Source organism: Pseudomonas sp. FW300-N1A1, from assembly GCF_058789115.1.
The window spans coordinates 160,775-176,790 of record NZ_JBYTBK010000001.1 but is presented as its reverse complement, the minus strand read 5'-3'; the positions used below and the strand labels follow the sequence as shown (position 1 = coordinate 176,790).

Annotated in this window: 14 protein-coding genes; 9 read left to right on the top strand and 5 right to left on the bottom strand. The window is 61.1% G+C overall.

Annotation, left to right across the window (positions count from 1 at the left end; genetic code table 11):
* Window positions 1–43 precede the first annotated feature (43 nt).
* A complete protein-coding gene (locus AC3WQN_RS00875) occupies window positions 44–445 on the top strand; it encodes a MerR family transcriptional regulator (protein ID WP_095078921.1) in 402 nt (133 codons plus the stop codon).
* A gap of 85 nt (window positions 446–530) precedes the next feature.
* A complete protein-coding gene (locus tag AC3WQN_RS00870) occupies window positions 531–1,430 on the top strand; it encodes a hydroxymethylglutaryl-CoA lyase (protein WP_103401284.1) in 900 nt (299 codons plus the stop codon).
* Between the two features lie 601 nt (window positions 1,431–2,031).
* On the opposite strand, the gene AC3WQN_RS00865 is transcribed toward AC3WQN_RS00870, so the two are convergent.
* On the bottom strand, window positions 2,032–3,729 hold the full coding sequence (locus AC3WQN_RS00865; RefSeq protein ID WP_103401283.1) for an AMP-binding protein: 1,698 nt from the start codon (window positions 3,727–3,729) through the stop codon (window positions 2,032–2,034).
* A gap of 245 nt (window positions 3,730–3,974) precedes the next feature.
* Between AC3WQN_RS00865 and AC3WQN_RS00860 the strand changes: the two genes are divergently transcribed.
* From AC3WQN_RS00860 to AC3WQN_RS00845, 4 genes are all read left to right on the top strand, one after another.
* Window positions 3,975–5,138 carry an isovaleryl-CoA dehydrogenase gene (locus AC3WQN_RS00860; protein WP_103401282.1) on the top strand — a complete coding sequence of 388 codons (1,164 nt, stop codon included), beginning with the start codon at window positions 3,975–3,977 and terminating at the stop codon, window positions 5,136–5,138.
* A gap of 98 nt (window positions 5,139–5,236) precedes the next feature.
* A complete protein-coding gene (locus AC3WQN_RS00855; protein ID WP_103401281.1) occupies window positions 5,237–6,841 on the top strand; it encodes a carboxyl transferase domain-containing protein in 1,605 nt (534 codons plus the stop codon).
* 13 nt (window positions 6,842–6,854) lie between these two features.
* Window positions 6,855–7,670 carry a gamma-carboxygeranoyl-CoA hydratase gene (locus AC3WQN_RS00850; protein WP_103401280.1) on the top strand — a complete coding sequence of 272 codons (816 nt, stop codon included), beginning with the start codon at window positions 6,855–6,857 and terminating at the stop codon, window positions 7,668–7,670.
* Window positions 7,670–9,619, top strand: coding sequence for an acetyl/propionyl/methylcrotonyl-CoA carboxylase subunit alpha (locus AC3WQN_RS00845; protein WP_103401279.1), 1,950 nt, complete (start codon window positions 7,670–7,672; stop codon window positions 9,617–9,619). The genes AC3WQN_RS00850 and AC3WQN_RS00845 overlap by 1 nt, the downstream gene beginning before the upstream one ends.
* 46 nt (window positions 9,620–9,665) lie before the next feature.
* Here the strand turns inward: AC3WQN_RS00845 and AC3WQN_RS00840 are convergent, their stop codons facing one another.
* The gene (locus tag AC3WQN_RS00840) at window positions 9,666–10,331 is read right to left on the bottom strand and encodes a helix-turn-helix domain-containing protein (RefSeq protein WP_103401278.1); all 666 of its coding nucleotides are present in this window, start codon (window positions 10,329–10,331) and stop codon (window positions 9,666–9,668) included.
* Window positions 10,332–10,461: 130 nt separating this feature from the next.
* On the opposite strand from AC3WQN_RS00840, the gene AC3WQN_RS00835 reads away from it, so the two are divergent.
* Both AC3WQN_RS00835 and AC3WQN_RS00830 read left to right on the top strand, forming a co-directional pair.
* A complete protein-coding gene (locus AC3WQN_RS00835) occupies window positions 10,462–10,803 on the top strand; it encodes a DUF6124 family protein (protein ID WP_103401277.1) in 342 nt (113 codons plus the stop codon).
* Window positions 10,804–11,325: 522 nt separating this feature from the next.
* Window positions 11,326–12,477, top strand: a complete 1,152-nt coding sequence (locus AC3WQN_RS00830) for a M14 family metallopeptidase (protein WP_103401276.1) — start codon at window positions 11,326–11,328, stop codon at window positions 12,475–12,477.
* A 22-nt stretch (window positions 12,478–12,499) separates the two neighbouring features.
* Here AC3WQN_RS00830 and AC3WQN_RS00825 read toward each other — a convergent pair whose 3' ends face one another.
* On the bottom strand, window positions 12,500–12,970 hold the full coding sequence (locus AC3WQN_RS00825) for a winged helix-turn-helix transcriptional regulator (protein ID WP_103401275.1): 471 nt from the start codon (window positions 12,968–12,970) through the stop codon (window positions 12,500–12,502).
* A gap of 103 nt (window positions 12,971–13,073) precedes the next feature.
* Here AC3WQN_RS00825 and AC3WQN_RS00820 point away from each other — a divergent pair, with 103 nt between their 5' ends.
* Window positions 13,074–14,288, top strand: a complete 1,215-nt coding sequence (locus tag AC3WQN_RS00820) for an MFS transporter (RefSeq protein ID WP_103401274.1) — start codon at window positions 13,074–13,076, stop codon at window positions 14,286–14,288.
* Here AC3WQN_RS00820 and AC3WQN_RS00815 read toward each other — a convergent pair.
* Together AC3WQN_RS00815 and AC3WQN_RS00810 are read right to left on the bottom strand one after the other, a co-directional pair.
* A complete protein-coding gene (locus AC3WQN_RS00815) occupies window positions 14,282–14,824 on the bottom strand; it encodes a cytochrome b (protein ID WP_103401273.1) in 543 nt (180 codons plus the stop codon). The two genes, AC3WQN_RS00820 and AC3WQN_RS00815, sit on opposite strands and share 7 nt — an antisense overlap.
* Window positions 14,821–15,906: a catalase family peroxidase gene (locus AC3WQN_RS00810; protein WP_103401272.1), complete on the bottom strand. Its 1,086-nt coding sequence runs from the start codon at window positions 15,904–15,906 to the stop codon at window positions 14,821–14,823. The genes AC3WQN_RS00815 and AC3WQN_RS00810 overlap by 4 nt, the downstream gene beginning before the upstream one ends.
* Between the last annotated feature and the right edge of the window lie 110 nt (window positions 15,907–16,016).

Below are 16,016 nucleotides of genomic sequence, written 5' to 3'. Positions count from 1 at the left end.
CCTGACATTAGTTTAGAGCCAAGTCCCTTTCTTGAGCGCGCCCATGAGCAGCCAGACCTACAGCATTTCCGACCTCGCCCGCGAGCTCGACATCACCACCCGCGCCATTCGCTTTTACGAAGAACAAGGCTTGCTGAGCCCTGAGCGACGCGGTCAGGAACGCATCTATTCGCCGCGGGACAAGGTCAGCCTGAAGCTGATCCTGCGGGGCAAGCGCATCGGTTTTTCCCTGGCCGAATGCCGCGAACTGATCGAACTCTACGACCCCACCAGCGGTAACACCAAGCAATTGCACAGCATGCTGGCGAAAATCAGCGAACGCCGCGAACAGCTTGAACAGCAACTGCTGGACATCGAACAGATGAAGCTGGAGCTCGACACCGCCGAAGAGCGCTGTGTCCATGCGCTGGAGCAGACGATCAAGAACCAGCAGGCCGTCCAGTAGAAACACTACGCCCAATGGGAGCCGGGCTTGCTCACTTCCCACAGGGATCTCCGAACACTCAGACAATGACAACAGGTCAACGCCCATGTCCCTCCCCTCCCATGTACGCCTGATCGAAGTCGGCCCGCGCGATGGCCTGCAGAATGAAGCCCAGCCCATCAGCGTCGCCGACAAGGTGCAATTGGTCGATGCGCTGAGCGCTGCCGGCCTTGGCTATATAGAAGTCGGCAGTTTCGTGTCACCCAAGTGGGTGCCCCAAATGGCCGGTTCCGCCGAGGTGTTCGCACGGATCCAGCGCAAGCCCGGCGTGACCTACGGCGCCCTGGCCCCCAACCTGCGCGGATTCGAGGACGCGATGGCCGCCGGGGTCAAGGAAGTCGCGGTGTTCGCCGCCGCGTCCGAGGCATTCTCGCAGCGCAACATCAATTGCTCGATCAGTGAAAGCCTGGAGCGTTTCGCGCCGATCATGGACGCCGCCAGGCAGCATGGCGTCAGCGTGCGCGGCTACGTGTCCTGCGTACTCGGCTGCCCTTACGAAGGTGAAGTCGCGCCGGAGCAGGTGGCGATGGTTGCCCGCGAACTGTATGCCATGGGCTGCTACGAAGTATCCCTGGGCGACACCATTGGCACCGGCACCGCTGGCGCCACCCGCAAGATGTTTGAAGTGGTGTCCGCCGACGTGCCACGGGACAAGCTCGCCGGGCACTTCCACGACACCTATGGCCAGGCCATGGCGAACATCTACGCCAGCCTGCTGGAAGGGATCGCAGTATTTGACAGCTCCGTCGCCGGCCTGGGGGGCTGCCCCTACGCCAAGGGCGCCAGCGGTAACGTCGCCACGGAAGATGTGCTGTACCTGCTCAATGGCCTGGGCATCGAGACTGGCGTCGACATGGAGCAATTGCTGCTGGCCGGCCAGCAGATTTGCACCGTGCTGGGCCGCCCCACGGGTTCACGCGTGGCCAAGGCCCGTAGCGCGCAATAATGTGTCGGGGGTGTGTTACCGCCCCGCAACAAAACGAGTAACACGGAAACAAACTGACCGAAAAAAATCTAGCGAATGAACTCGTGAAATTGTAAATCATTGATTTTAAAGGATTTTCAAAAGTTGGCACGGGTTCTGCTATCTCTATTGCATAACAAGAACAAAAAAAGCGGCAAACCTAATAAAAATAAGACGTAACGACTCTGACATAACAAAAACAACACGGCAGAGACGCAGCTAACAGATTTTTTTGGAGAAGGTGTGCTTTCAGGGTGCTGCACGCAGTCACCCGCAACCGGGCAGAGAACAATAAAACTACCTTCAGGTAGCTCCCGAACTGGTTGGATCGCTTAGCGAAAAAGCAGATCAGCGCTCAAAAAAATACGTTTGCTCTTGACCCCGCATGGGGGTCGCACAAAACAGCGGTAAAGGGTCACGGTTGCCAAAAACAACAACAGACCGCCCCTTAATAATAAAAAAAGAGCATGCAGCAATAAATTAAAGGGGAGCTTCGGCTCCCCTTTGTGCTGTCTGGTGTTTGTGTTTCTTACTGCCCTTCTCCTGTGGGGGCGGGCTTACCCACCCCCACAGAGGGGTTGTGTCAGGCTTTATTGATGCGCAACTCCTCGATACTGACCTCGCGCATCTTGAATTTCTGGATCTTGCCGGTCACGGTCATCGGGAACTCGTCGACGAACTTGAAGTAACGCGGCGTCTTGAAGTGCGCGATGCGCTCCTTGCACCAGGCTTGCAGTTCCTGCTCGCTGGCGATATGGCCAGGGTGGAGCTTGATCCAGGCCACAATCTCCTCGCCATACTTCTCGCACGGAATACCGATCACCTGCACATCCGCCACCGCCGGATGGGTGAAGAAAAACTCTTCAAGCTCACGCGGGTAAATGTTTTCACCGCCGCGAATGATCATGTCCTTGTTACGCCCGGCGATGCACACGTAGCCCTCTTCGTTCATGGTCGCCAGGTCGCCGGTGTGCATCCAGCCGGCCTGGTCGATGGCATCAGCCGTGCCCTGCGGGTTGTTCCAGTAACCGAGCATCACGCTGTAGCCACGGGTGCAGAGTTCACCGATGGTGCCGCGCGGGACCAGGTTGCCCGCCTCATCGATGATTTTGCTTTCCAGTTGCGGCTGCGTGCGGCCGACGGTGGTCACCCGCAGTTCCAGCTCGTCTGAAGGACCGGTCTGCAATGACACCGGACTGGTTTCAGTCATGCCGTAGGCAATCTGCACTTCACTCATGTGCATTTCGTTGATGACCCGCCGCATCACTTCGATCGGGCAGGTCGCACCAGCCATGATCCCGGTGCGCAGCGTCGACAGGTCGAACTCTGCGCGACATGGCTGATCGAGCATGGCGATGAACATGGTGGGCACGCCGTACAACCCGGTCGCGCGCTCCTGGGCCACGGTCTCGAGCGTCAGCAATGGATCAAAGGCGTCATTGGGGTAAATCATGGTGGTGCCGTGGGTAATGCAACCCAGGTTGCCCATGACCATGCCGAAGCAGTGATACAACGGCACCGGAATCACCAGGCGGTCGTGCTCGGTCAGCCCCAGGCTTTCACCGACCATGTAACCGTTATTGAGAATATTGTAGTGACTGAGGGTCGCGCCCTTGGGGAACCCGGTGGTGCCGGAGGTGTACTGAATGTTCACCGCCTGGTCGAAATGCAGGCTGCTCTGCCGCGCCTTGAGTTGCTCCACCGGGACGCCGGCGCCGAGATCCGCCAGTTGCGACCATGGCAGGAAACCGGACGGTGGCTGCGGATCGAGGCTGATCACGCCGCGCAGATCCGGCAGGCGTTCAGACTGCAACTGACCGATGGCGTGCTCGGCCAACTCCGGCGCCAGCCCCTGCAGCATCGCGTGGTAATCGGAGGTCTTGAACGAACCGGCACACACCAGCCACTGACAGCCGGACTGCTTGAGCACATACTCAAGTTCCGAGCTGCGGTAGGCCGGGTTGATGTTGACCAGAATCACCCCGATTTTCGCGCTGGCAAATTGGCTGATGCACCACTGCGCGCAGTTCGGCGCCCAAATGCCCAGGCGGTCCCCCGCCTGCAGGCCCAGCGCCAGCATCGCCCTGGCGTGCAGCTCGACGGCCTGCGCCAATTGCGTCCAGGTGTAGCGCAATTGCTGATGACGCACGACCAGCGCTTCGCCCCGTGGGTACTTGGCGACTGTGTTGTCGAACGCTTGGCCAATGGTCATCGCCAGCAAGGCTTTGTCCTGCGAACCGCGGCTGTAGCTGTGCTGTGGGTGAGCACTGTGTTGATCCATGACGACCCCTATATTGTCTTTTTTGTAGGAGCGAAGCCTGTCGGTGAATGAGCGTGTTTTCTCACCCCCCAAGGCGACGCTGGTCTTTCAGAACTGCCCTTACTCTCGCTCAAGTTGACGTTAACGTAAAGGGCGATTGACAGTCATTCGTCACAGGTTTACGTTAACGTAAAGGTGACAGTCGACTCGGCACGATTCACAGGCCGATTCTCCATTGATAAAAACAAATGTGAAGGTGCCCCCCCATGAGCTATCCGACCCTGAACTTTGCCCTCGGCGAAACCATCGACATGCTGCGTGACCAGGTCCGCGCTTTCGTCGCCAAAGAGATCGCGCCGCGTGCCGCACAGATCGATATCGATAACCTGTTCCCGGCCGACCTGTGGCGCAAGTTCGGCGACATGGGCCTGTTGGGGATCACCGTGCCGGAAGAATACGGCGGTGCCGGCCTGGGTTACCTGGCCCACGTCGTGGCCATGGAAGAAATCAGCCGCGGTTCGGCCTCTGTCGCCCTGTCCTACGGCGCCCACTCCAACCTCTGCGTCAACCAGATCAACCGCAACGGCACCCACGAGCAGAAGGCCAAGTACCTGCCCAAGCTGATCAGTGGCGAGCACATCGGTGCCCTGGCCATGAGCGAACCCAATGCCGGTTCCGATGTGGTCTCGATGAAGCTGCGCGCCGACAAGCGTGGCGACCACTACGTGCTCAACGGCAGCAAGACCTGGATCACCAACGGTCCGGACGCCAACACCTATGTGATCTACGCCAAGACCGACCTGGAAAAGGGCCCCCACGGCATCACCGCGTTCATCGTCGAGCGCGACTGGAAAGGTTTCAGCCGCAGCAACAAGTTCGACAAGCTCGGCATGCGGGGCTCCAATACCTGCGAACTGTTCTTCGACGACGTTGAAGTCCCGGAAGAAAACATCCTGGGCCTGCTCAACGGCGGCGTGAAAGTACTGATGAGCGGCCTCGACTATGAGCGCGTGGTGCTCTCCGGCGGCCCGACCGGGATCATGCAAGCCTGCATGGACCTGATTGTTCCGTACATCCACGACCGCAAGCAGTTCGGCCAAAGCATCGGTGAGTTCCAGCTGATCCAGGGCAAAGTCGCCGACATGTACACCCAGCTCAACGCCAGCCGCGCCTATCTGTATGCCGTGGCCCAGGCCTGCGAACGTGGCGAAACCACCCGCAAGGACGCTGCCGGCGTGATCCTCTACAGCGCCGAACGCGCCACACAAATGGCCCTCGACGCAATCCAGATCCTGGGGGGTAACGGTTACATCAACGAATTCCCCGCTGGCCGTCTGCTGCGTGACGCCAAGCTGTATGAAATCGGCGCGGGCACCAGTGAGATCCGTCGCATGCTCATCGGCCGCGAACTGTTTAACGAAACGAAATAAATTTCGTCAGCGGCAAGCGTCAAGCTGCAAGAGGACTGCACTCTTGCTTCTGACTTGTAGCTTGTAGCTTGAAACTTGAAGCTGCTACGGAGTAGCCCATGATTTTGCACACCCAGCTCAATCCCCGTTCGGCGGAGTTCGCCAGCAACAGCGCGGCAATGCTTGCCCAGGTCGATGCACTGCACACCCTGCTCGCCCAGGTCCAGCAAGGCGGTGGCGCCAAGGCCCAGGAACGGCACACCTCGCGGGGCAAACTGCTGCCCCGCGAGCGGATCAACCGTTTGCTCGACCCGGGTTCGCCCTTCCTGGAAATCAGCCAACTGGCCGCTTATGAAGTCTATGGCGAAGAGGTTCCAGCCGCCGGAGTGATCGCCGGCATCGGCCGGGTCGAGGGCGTCGAGTGCATGATCGTCGCCAACGATGCCACGGTCAAAGGCGGCTCGTACTACCCGCTGACGGTGAAAAAACACCTGCGCGCCCAGACCATTGCCCAGCAGAATCGCTTGCCGTGCATCTATCTGGTGGACTCCGGCGGCGCCAACCTGCCCCGTCAGGATGAAGTCTTTCCGGACCGCGAACACTTCGGGCGGATCTTCTTCAACCAGGCCAACATGAGCGCCATGGGCATCCCGCAGATCGCGGTGGTCATGGGCTCGTGCACCGCGGGCGGCGCCTATGTGCCGGCCATGGCCGACGAAGCGATCATGGTGCGCGAGCAGGCGACTATTTTCCTCGCCGGCCCACCGCTGGTGAAGGCCGCCACCGGCGAAGTGGTCAGTGCCGAAGACCTGGGCGGTGCCGATGTGCACTGCAAGATTTCCGGAGTGGCCGACCACTACGCCGACAGCGATGAACACGCCCTGGCACTGGCCCGACGCAGCGTAGCCAACCTCAACTGGCGCAAACTCGGTGAGCTGCAGCAGCGCACGCCGATTGCCCCGCTGTTCGCCAGCGACGAGCTGTACGGCGTGGTCCCGGCCGATGCCAAGCAACCCTTCGATGTGCGCGAAGTGATCGCACGCCTGGTGGACGGTTCGGTGTTCGACGAGTTCAAGGCGCTGTTTGGCACCACACTGGTCTGTGGCTTCGCCCATCTGCACGGCTATCCCATCGCGATACTCGCCAACAACGGCATCCTCTTCGCCGAGGCCGCGCAAAAAGGCGCGCACTTCATCGAACTGGCCTGCCAGCGCGGGATTCCCCTGCTGTTCCTGCAAAACATCACCGGATTCATGGTCGGCCAGAAATACGAGGCCGGCGGCATCGCCAAGCACGGCGCCAAACTGGTGACCGCCGTGGCGTGCGCCAAGGTGCCAAAATTCACCGTGATCATCGGTGGCAGCTTCGGTGCCGGTAACTACGGGATGTGCGGCCGGGCCTACGACCCGCGCTTCCTGTGGATGTGGCCGAACGCACGTATTGGCGTGATGGGCGCCGAACAGGCCGCCGGCGTGCTGGTGCAGGTCAAGCGTGAACAGGCCGAGCGCGGCGGACACCCTTTCAGTGCCGCGCAGGAAGCCGAGATCAAGCAACCGATCCTCGACCAGTATGAAGAACAGGGCCACCCCTACTACTCCAGTGCTCGCTTGTGGGATGACGGCGTCATCGACCCGGCGCAAACCCGCGACGTGCTGGCGCTGGCGTTGTCCGCCTCGCTGAACGCCCCTATCGAACCGAGCCGCTTCGGCGTGTTCCGGATGTGATCTGGAGAAAACCATGAGCGACTTCAATACCCTGGAACTGCTGACCGACCCCCGTGGTTTCGCCACGCTGTGGCTCAGTCGTGAAGCGAAGAACAACGCCTTCAATGCCGAAATGATTCGCGAGCTGATCCTGGCCCTGGACAAGGTTCAGGGCGACCCGAACCTGCGTTTTCTGCTGGTGCGCGGACGTGGCAAGCATTTCAGCGCCGGTGCGGACCTGTCTTGGATGCAGCAGTCGGCCGAGCTCGACTACCACACCAACCTGGATGACGCCCGCGAGCTCGCCGAGTTGATGTACAACCTGGCCAAGCTGAAGATCCCGACCCTGGCGGTGGTGCAAGGTGCGGCCTACGGTGGCGCACTGGGCCTGATCAGTTGCTGCGACATGGCCATCGGTGCCGATGACGCGCAGTTCTGCCTGTCGGAAGTGCGCATCGGCCTGGCACCCGCGGTAATCAGCCCCTTCGTCGTACAAGCCATCGGCGAGCGTGCAGCCCGTCGTTATGCCCTGACGGCAGAACGCTTCAGCGGCGTACGCGCCCAGGAAATCGGCCTACTCAGCGAAAGCTATCCGGCGGATGAACTGGAGCCACAGCTCGAACACTGGATCAGCAACCTGTTGCTCAACAGCCCGCAGGCCATGCGCTCGAGCAAGGAATTGCTGCGTGAAGTCGGCAACGGCGCACTCAACCCCGCGCTGCGCCGTTATTGCGAAAACGCCATCGCGCGGATCCGGGTCAGCCCCGAGGGACAGGAAGGCTTGCGGGCCTTTCTGCAAAAACGGCCGCCGAGCTGGCAGGTCGAATCCACCACCAAGGAGCCGCGTTGATGAGCGCACCTGTACTCACCACCCTGCTGGTGGCCAACCGTGGCGAAATCGCCTGCCGTGTGATGCGCACCGCCAAAGCGCTGGGCCTGACCACCGTGGCCGTGCACAGTGCCACCGACCGGGACGCACGGCACAGCCGCGAAGCGGATATCCGCGTGGACCTGGGCGGCAGCAAGGCGGCTGACAGCTACCTGCAAATCGACAAACTGCTGGCCGCCGCCAAAGCCAGCGGCGCCCAGGCGATTCACCCGGGCTACGGTTTCCTCTCGGAAAACGCCGGCTTTGCCCGCGCCATTGAAGCGGCCGGCCTGATTTTCCTCGGCCCACCTGCGTCGGCCATCGACGCCATGGGCAGCAAATCCGCCGCCAAGGCCTTGATGGAAACCGCCGGCGTACCGCTGGTACCGGGTTACCACGGCGAAGCCCAGGACCTGGAAACCTTCCGCGATGCCGCGCAGCGCATCGGCTACCCGGTCCTGCTCAAGGCAACGGCCGGCGGTGGTGGCAAAGGCATGAAAGTGGTCGAGGACGTCAGCCAGCTGGCCGAAGCCCTGGCCTCGGCCCAGCGTGAAGCCCTGTCGTCGTTCGGCGACTCGCGGATGCTGGTGGAGAAGTACCTGCTCAAGCCGCGCCACGTGGAAATCCAGGTGTTCGCCGATCAACACGGCAACTGCCTGTACCTCAATGAACGTGACTGCTCGATCCAGCGCCGTCACCAGAAAGTCGTCGAAGAGGCCCCTGCCCCCGGCCTGAGCGCGGAACTGCGCAAAGCCATGGGCGAGGCGGCGGTCCGTGCCGCGCAAGCCATTGGCTATGTCGGCGCCGGTACCGTGGAGTTCCTGCTCGATTCGCGGGGTGAGTTCTTCTTCATGGAGATGAACACCCGTCTGCAAGTCGAACACCCAGTCACGGAGGCCATCACCGGCCTCGACCTGGTCGCCTGGCAAATCCGCGTCGCCCAGGGCGAGCCGCTGCCGATGACCCAGGCGCAGGTGCCATTGATCGGCCATGCGATTGAAGTGCGGTTGTACGCTGAAGACCCGGGCAATGACTTCCTCCCGGCCACCGGCCATCTGGCGCTGTACCGTGAGTCCGCCGCCGGTCCTGGCCGTCGTGTGGACAGCGGCGTCGAGGAAGGCGACACCGTTTCGCCGTTCTACGACCCGATGCTCGGCAAGCTCATTGCCTGGGGCGAGGATCGCGAACAGGCACGCTTGCGCCTGCTGAGCATGCTCGACGAGTTCGCCATTGGCGGCCTGAAGACCAACATCAGCTTTCTGCGCCGAATCGTCGCTCATCCGGCATTCGCCGCCGCTGAACTGGACACCGGATTTATCCCGCGCTACCAGGAGCAATTGCTGCCCGCCCCCCGCGAACTCAGCGATGAGTTCTGGCAGGCCGCCGCTCAAGCGTTTGCGCAAAGCCAGGCACACAGCGTACGCAGCGATGACCCGGCTTCACCCTGGGCCATCGGCAACGGGTTTCGCGCCGGTTTACCCGCCGAAACCACACTGCACCTGAGCTGTGAGGGCCAGGACCGGGCCGTCACCCTGGCCCCGGCTGACAGGCGTCATGCCGAACTGGTCGGTGAACAGTTGCAGGTGGAGCATCACGGCCTGCGCCACCAGCACCGCGCGATCCGCCACGGCGACAGTCTGTACCTGCAATGGGAAGGCGAACTGCACAGCGTCAAGCAGTACGACCCGATTGCCGCTGTCGAAGCCAGCCATAGCCACCACGGCGGGCTGACCGCACCGATGAACGGCAGCATCGTGCGCGTCCTGGTGGAGCCGGGACAGACCGTCGAAGCCGGGGCACAATTGGTGGTACTCGAAGCCATGAAGATGGAGCACAGCATCCGTGCACCCCATGCTGGCGTGATCAAAGCCTTGTATTGCCAGGAAGGCGAGATGGTCAACGAAGGCAGCGCGCTGGTGGAGTTCGACTAGTCGCTGCCCGATGACAGCGAGGTCCTGCCGTGCAGGACCTCGCTGATCAGAACTTCGCGGTGGCCTGCACCACCACACCGATGATCTGGCAGTCGTCGGTCATCAGGGCCTTGGGATAGGTCGGGTTCAGCGGCACCAGGTAACGCTGGCCGCCCTCTTCAATCAGCTTGCGGAAGGTCGCCTCGGCGCTGCCCGACCATTGGGCGATCACCAGTTTGCCAGGTACTGCCTCGACGGCCGGGTCGACCAGGATCAGCATGTCCTGGGCAATGCTCGGTCCGCTGGGTGCCGTCATCGCATCGCCCACCACGACCAGCCAGAACGCCGGCCCGCGGGCATGGTAATCCGATAACTCGGAACGACCCTTACCATAGGTGGCGGCTGTCGCTTCGCGCACTTCGCAAAGCCCCCGCCAGTCGCTCACCGGGTAACGAAAGTACGGGTTGTACTTTTGCGCCAGCGGCATTTCGTCCTCATCCGCTTCGTCATCGGTCTTCGCCGTCTCGGTTTCCCTGATCACCAGGGCCACCTCAAGAAACCCCATCCCCAGTTCCCGGAGCACCCGGTTCATGTCTTCGAGACTCGGCTGCCGACGTTTGTTCAACCAATGACCGACGCCGCCCTGCGACATGGCGAGGCGTTCAGCGAGTTTTTCCTGAGTGATCCGTAGCTCACTCATCTTGGCCTTGACCAATTCAATCCATTTATCCATGGGCGGAACGATACTTCCCGTGACCAGACCCTCAACACACACATTGTAGTATTTAATTTTTCGTCATAAATACGATTGGTACTAGTATTTGACCTGACCCTACGCCCCCCTCATGGAGTAAGACCTCACCATGGATAACATCGACAAAGACCCGCAAGAGCAGGAAATCGACACCAGCTTCACGTCGCTCAAGGACTGCGCTGCCACCCAGCGCGCCCTCGACTATTACTTGAAACCAACTGTTTCGGAATCGGATGTCACGGAACGCTTGTTCGACGTCAACCGTCACGTCAGCAGCGAGGAAGCCCTGGTCCACGCCTCGGGGCTGCTGCGTTGTGCAGCGGCGAGCGCCAACGAATGGGCGAACAGCCTGCAGGGTGCAAGCCGCGATCTGGCCTTGACGGTGGTTCACATGATCGACATGGCCAAGGCCATGGTGGAACGATCCCTGGACGGCAATCGAGCGGATTGAGCGGGAAATGTCAGCGCCAACCCGGAGTTTCAGGTCAAGCTACAGACATCTGGCAAAGCGACAGGAAAACTATTTCCTATGAGGCAGGTGAAAACATTTGACTTGCAAATGATAATGATTATTATTGCATCAGCTGGTCGCGAGATCAGTCGATATCCCAAGAGACCTTAGGTCGGACTCTTCGAATATCTCCTCATCAGGCTAATCACGGTTTTTGACCCGGCTTTTTGCCGGGTCTTTTTTTTTGCCAGTTATTCTGGCTTTGGCTTCAGGCTAATGAAGTCGGGTACTGCTGAATTCGATGGCGCGGATGATATCAAAAGAGCATCTTTTTGCAACACGGCAGTGACAAGACGCCTTACAGGCAATGGAAAATAGCACTTGAGAATCAATCGCATAGTCACTAAGCTGCGGCTGCGTCAAGGACGACGCCCCCCCTCCACACCCCGCAAATTGCCCTCAGCCTTCCCCCTCCCTTGCGTGTAAAGTAAGCGCCATAACAATCATATCCAGGATGAGATTATGACCGTGGCTCAACGCTCCTTTGATATCACTGCCAATTTCGACAGCGGCAACATAGAGGTGCTGGACCTCAGCAATCCGTTACAGGCCTTGCTGGCCATCAGGCCCGATACCCGCAGTCAGCACTTCCAGTGGTTTCATTTCAAGGCCAGCGGCCTGCATGTGGGGCAAGAACACTGGTTTCGCCTGAACAACGCCAGCAAATCCTCGTACAACAAAGCCTGGGATGGTTATCAGGCCGTGGCCTCCTACGACCATGTGAACTGGTTCCGCGTCCCGACGATCTTTGAAGGCGATTGCCTGCGCTTCAGCCTGGAAGCCACCCAGACGCATGCCTGGTTCGCCTATTTTGAACCCTATAGCCGCGGTCGCCACGACTGGCTGATCGAGCAAGCGCTGACCAAGGCCGGCACCGAGTTGCTGGCCACTGGCAAAAGCGTCGAAGGTCGCGACATTCAACTGCTGCGCAAAGGCAGTGGCGCCGAAGGCCAACGCAAGGTCTGGATCATCGCCCAGCAGCATCCAGGCGAACACATGGCCGAGTGGTTCATGGAAGGAGTCATCGAGCGCCTGCAACAGCACAACGACCCTGAGCTGAACAAATTGCTCGCCAGCGCCGACCTGTACCTGGTGCCGAACATGAACCCGGACGGTGCCTTTCACGGTCACCTGCGCACCAACGCCATGGGCCAGGACCTCAACCGCGCCTGGCAGAGCGCCAGCCCGGAGATCAGCCCGGAAGTGTTCTTCGTACAGCAGCAGATGGAAAAGTACGGCGTCGACCTGTTCCTCGACATCCACGGCGATGAAGAAATCCCCTACGTGTTTACCGCCGGATGTGAAGGCAACCCGGGCTACACGCCACGGATCGAAAAGCTTGAGGAGCATTTCCGCAGTCACCTCAAACACAAGACCCGCGATTTCCAGACCGCCCATGGCTATACCCGTGACGAGCCGGGCAAGGCCAACATGACCCTGGCCTGCAACAGCGTCGGCGAACAGTTCGACTGCCTGTCGCTGACCCTGGAAATGCCGTTCAAGGACAACAACGACGCCCCCAACACCCACACCGGCTGGTCCGGCAAGCGTTCGATGCAGTTGGGCAAGGATGTCTTGTCGACGGTGGCCGATATGGTCGGCACCTTGCGCTGATCCCCGGCATGGCGGCACGCATCTATGGCATGCCGCCATGACCTCGCTCAGACGCCGCGATCCGCCGGCAATCCTCCGGCCCCAGCAAGCGCCCGTCCTGGGAGCGCAGCTCCAAAGGCCTGATAGGCTGGCCCTGTTCGCGATCCACCATCCGCGAATGCGCCTCCCCCGCCTCAAAGAAAAACGCCTCGCCCCACTGCCGCAACCCAATGATCAGCGGGAATAGCCCCCGGCCCTTCTGCGTCAGCAGGTACTCCTGATAGGCGCTGCCGTCCGAGGCCGGGACCAGTTCGAAAATCCCGTGCTCGACCAACGCCCGCAAGCGCGCCGACAGAATGTTCCTGGCCATGCCCAGGCTGCGCTGGAACTCGCCAAAACGCCGAAGGCCATCGAAGGCATCGCGCACGATCAGCAATGACCACCCGTCACCAATGGCATCCATTGAACGAGCGACCGGGCATTCGGCGTCAGCGAAAGTTGTGCGTTTGACCATGATCGAGCTCGCAGGATGACAGTAGAGAATGTGGTTGCAATATAAAACCAGTCTCTTTACCGTACAACTAGTTTTAAATTGAAACCAGATTTGGAGCTTCGGAATGAAACCCTGCCCACCTGCTGTCGTTCTCAACCGCGGCGTCGTTCTCCTGTTTGCCATCGCCTGCGGGCTGGCGGTCGGCAATGTCTACTATGCCCAGCCCTTGCTCGACGCCATGGCTCACGCCTTCGACATGGACCCGACGACCATCGGCATCGTGGTGACCCTGACTCAAGTCGGCTACGGCCTGGGCTTGGTGTTGTTGGTGCCGCTGGGGGATCTGCTCAACCGTCGACGCCTGATCGTCGTTCAAACGCTGCTGTCCTGCATTGCCCTGTTGATGATCGCCCTGGCCTCCAGCAGCACCTGGCTCTTGATCGGCATGACCCTGACCGGAATGCTCGCCGTGGTCACGCAAGTGCTGGTAGCCTACGCCGCCACACTGGCGGTGCCCCAGGCGCGAGGCCAGGTGGTGGGGGTGGTCACCAGTGGCATTGTGGTCGGGATTCTGCTGGCCCGGACGGTTTCCGGCGCGATGGCCGATCTGGCCGGTTGGCGCTCGATCTATGTGTTGTCGGCTGCGCTGACCGCCCTGATGGCACTGCTGCTGTATCGGGTGCTACCTGAACGCGAACAGGCCCAAGCGGCCAGCGGTTACCGGCAACTGATCGTTTCAGTGTTTGTACTGTTCAAGGAAGAGGCCGTGCTGCGCCAGCGCGCCATGCTTGCCCTGCTGACATTCGCCAGCGCCATGGTGCTGTGGACACCCATGGTATTGCCGCTAAGCACGGCACCACTGTCACTGTCGCACAGTGAGATCGGATTGTTCGGACTGGCCGGTGCCGCTGGAGCCCTGGCCGCCGCCCGCGCCGGGCATCTGGCCGACCGCGGCCTGGGGCACTGGACCAGCGGTCTGTCACTGCTGCTGATGCTCGCCTCATGGCTGCCCATCGGCCTGACCCAGTCGTCACTCTGGGCCTTGTTACTGGGAGTGATCACCTTCGACCTTGGCTTGCAGGCGGTGCATGTCACCAGCCAAAGCATGATCTACAGCGTACGGCCCGAAGCCCAAAGCCGATTGACCGCAGGTTACATGTTGTTTTACTCGATCGGCAGCGCGCTGGGCTCCGTGGCCTCGACCGCCGTCTACGCCTGGGCCGGCTGGCTGGGTGTGTGCCTGCTGGGGGCGGGGATCAATGCCGTGGCGCTGGCCTATTGGCTGTTGACGCTCAACAGCGGTGCAACGCAACGCTGCACCGCCCTGCCCGATCAGTGATCCTTGCCAGCCAACATGCTCTGCAACACGCCGTCGCGACGCACCCAGCCATGGAACAGCGCCGCGGCCAGATGCACCAGCACGGTCAGAAACAGCAGGTACGCCAGATAGCCATGCGCCTTGCGCAGGAAGGCAAATAGCGCGGCATTGGCCGGCACAATCGACGGCAACTGCCAGGCACTGGCGAGCATCACCGGGTCACCTGCCGCCGAAATCATCGCCCAGCCCAGCAGCGGCAAGGTCAGCATCAAGGCATACAGCAACACATGGGAGGCCCTGGCCGCCAGCACCTGCCAGGTCGGCAAGTCGGCGGGTAACGGTGGCTGGCGAGTCGAAAAGCGCACCACCAGCCTCACGATCACCAACAGCAGGATCGCGATGCCCAAGGGTTTGTGCAGGTGGATCAGCCAGGCATGGCGCTCGGACACCGAGGCGACCATACCGGCGCCGATAAACAACATGGCGATGATCATCAATGCCATCAGCCAGTGCAGCAGCCGCGCCAGCGGCGCAAAGTGGTTCGGGTGCGCGCTCATTGTGCAGTCTCCGGTCGGGCGGTGGGCAATTGGCTGACTTCGCCGGTCCGGCGCAGGTAGGAATTGGCGTAGACCGCTGAACGCGCCGCCAACAGCGGGTCATCCGAGCCTTCGATGCCCGTCGGCAAGATCAGCGGGTCGTAGTTGATGTCACGGCATTCGCCACTGTTCTGTGCCTGGGCACGCTCCAGGACCAGGGTCCCGGCATTCAGGACGGTCCGGTCGGCAGGCCACGCCTTGCTCGCGTCGTTGGTCGGGTCCGAGGGCGCCGCCAGCGTGATGTTCAGCTGCCAACGCAAGGGGCCGGCGCTCAAGCGCTGGAGCAAATCCTTTTCCAGGAAGTCCGCGCCTTGCGGCGCACTGGCGCCCGCAGCGTCCCGGGCAACGGGCACCACGCCCCAGCGTACCGCCTGGCGCTGACCTGCCGCGTTGACCAGGTAGAACGCGTTGATGCCGTTGTAGGTCTCGGTCGCGTAACTGGCCGAAGGCCTGGTCGACTTCACCCATTTCAGGAAGGGCGCGGTTTCCGGGTGAGCGGCGAAAAATGCCGGTGCGGCGGCTGGGTCGGGTTTGCCAGTCGCGGGATCGGGCGTCTGCACCTGTTGCAACTGAAGGAAGGCTTCAGCCGTCCCCACCGGGAACACCGGCATGCTGTTCATGCCCGTACGCCATTGCTGGCCGTTGGCCTGGGTAAAGCGCAACGCCAGGCTGCGGATCGGCACACTGCTGTCTGGGGCGTAGGGGTTACCGCTGGGTAACGCAAAGCGCCCAACCACCGGTGTCCGTGCCGCGCTAAAGACTTGGGCCGTGGAGTACTGACGCGCCTCTCCGGTGTTGTCGAAGTAACCGATCACGCACACCCCTTTGGCGTGATTGCGTCGAAAGCCCGGATGAACACCGTTGTTGGTCTCCAGCACATTGACCAGCGCCTTGGGAGTCAGCCTCTGTGGGTCCAGCGTGCCATTGACGTAGGCAAAGGCCCCAGCCAGGGCCCCAATCACCACGCCGATTCCCGCCAGGCGCAGGATCAGGCTCGCAGGGCTCAGGGGTATTTTGTCGGGTGGCGGTGCATGATCAACCATAAAAGACTCCAGGGCCGTAGCAGGCCTGTGGGAAGGATCAATCAGACGAAAGCGGTGCCGGTTTATTCCATTGATATGGTGTTTATTTTTCCGCGGCTGGAATAACCTCC

What these genes read in the sequence shown, in the direction of transcription:
- AC3WQN_RS00840 (WP_103401278.1), bottom strand. Translation starts at nt 10,331, where the DNA reads ATGGATAAATGGATTGAATTGGTCAAGGCCAAGATGAGTGAGCTACGG.
- AC3WQN_RS00820 (WP_103401274.1), top strand. Translation starts at nt 13,074, where the DNA reads ATGAAACCCTGCCCACCTGCTGTCGTTCTCAACCGCGGCGTCGTTCTC.
- AC3WQN_RS00855 (WP_103401281.1), top strand. Translation starts at nt 5,237, where the DNA reads ATGATTTTGCACACCCAGCTCAATCCCCGTTCGGCGGAGTTCGCCAGC.
- AC3WQN_RS00860 (WP_103401282.1), top strand. Translation starts at nt 3,975, where the DNA reads ATGAGCTATCCGACCCTGAACTTTGCCCTCGGCGAAACCATCGACATG.
- AC3WQN_RS00810 (WP_103401272.1), bottom strand. Translation starts at nt 15,906, where the DNA reads ATGGTTGATCATGCACCGCCACCCGACAAAATACCCCTGAGCCCTGCG.
- AC3WQN_RS00835 (WP_103401277.1), top strand. Translation starts at nt 10,462, where the DNA reads ATGGATAACATCGACAAAGACCCGCAAGAGCAGGAAATCGACACCAGC.
- AC3WQN_RS00875 (WP_095078921.1), top strand. Translation starts at nt 44, where the DNA reads ATGAGCAGCCAGACCTACAGCATTTCCGACCTCGCCCGCGAGCTCGAC.
- AC3WQN_RS00825 (WP_103401275.1), bottom strand. Translation starts at nt 12,970, where the DNA reads ATGGTCAAACGCACAACTTTCGCTGACGCCGAATGCCCGGTCGCTCGT.
- AC3WQN_RS00815 (WP_103401273.1), bottom strand. Translation starts at nt 14,824, where the DNA reads ATGAGCGCGCACCCGAACCACTTTGCGCCGCTGGCGCGGCTGCTGCAC.
- AC3WQN_RS00830 (WP_103401276.1), top strand. Translation starts at nt 11,326, where the DNA reads ATGACCGTGGCTCAACGCTCCTTTGATATCACTGCCAATTTCGACAGC.
- AC3WQN_RS00870 (WP_103401284.1), top strand. Translation starts at nt 531, where the DNA reads ATGTCCCTCCCCTCCCATGTACGCCTGATCGAAGTCGGCCCGCGCGAT.
- AC3WQN_RS00865 (WP_103401283.1), bottom strand. Translation starts at nt 3,729, where the DNA reads ATGGATCAACACAGTGCTCACCCACAGCACAGCTACAGCCGCGGTTCG.
- AC3WQN_RS00850 (WP_103401280.1), top strand. Translation starts at nt 6,855, where the DNA reads ATGAGCGACTTCAATACCCTGGAACTGCTGACCGACCCCCGTGGTTTC.
- AC3WQN_RS00845 (WP_103401279.1), top strand. Translation starts at nt 7,670, where the DNA reads ATGAGCGCACCTGTACTCACCACCCTGCTGGTGGCCAACCGTGGCGAA.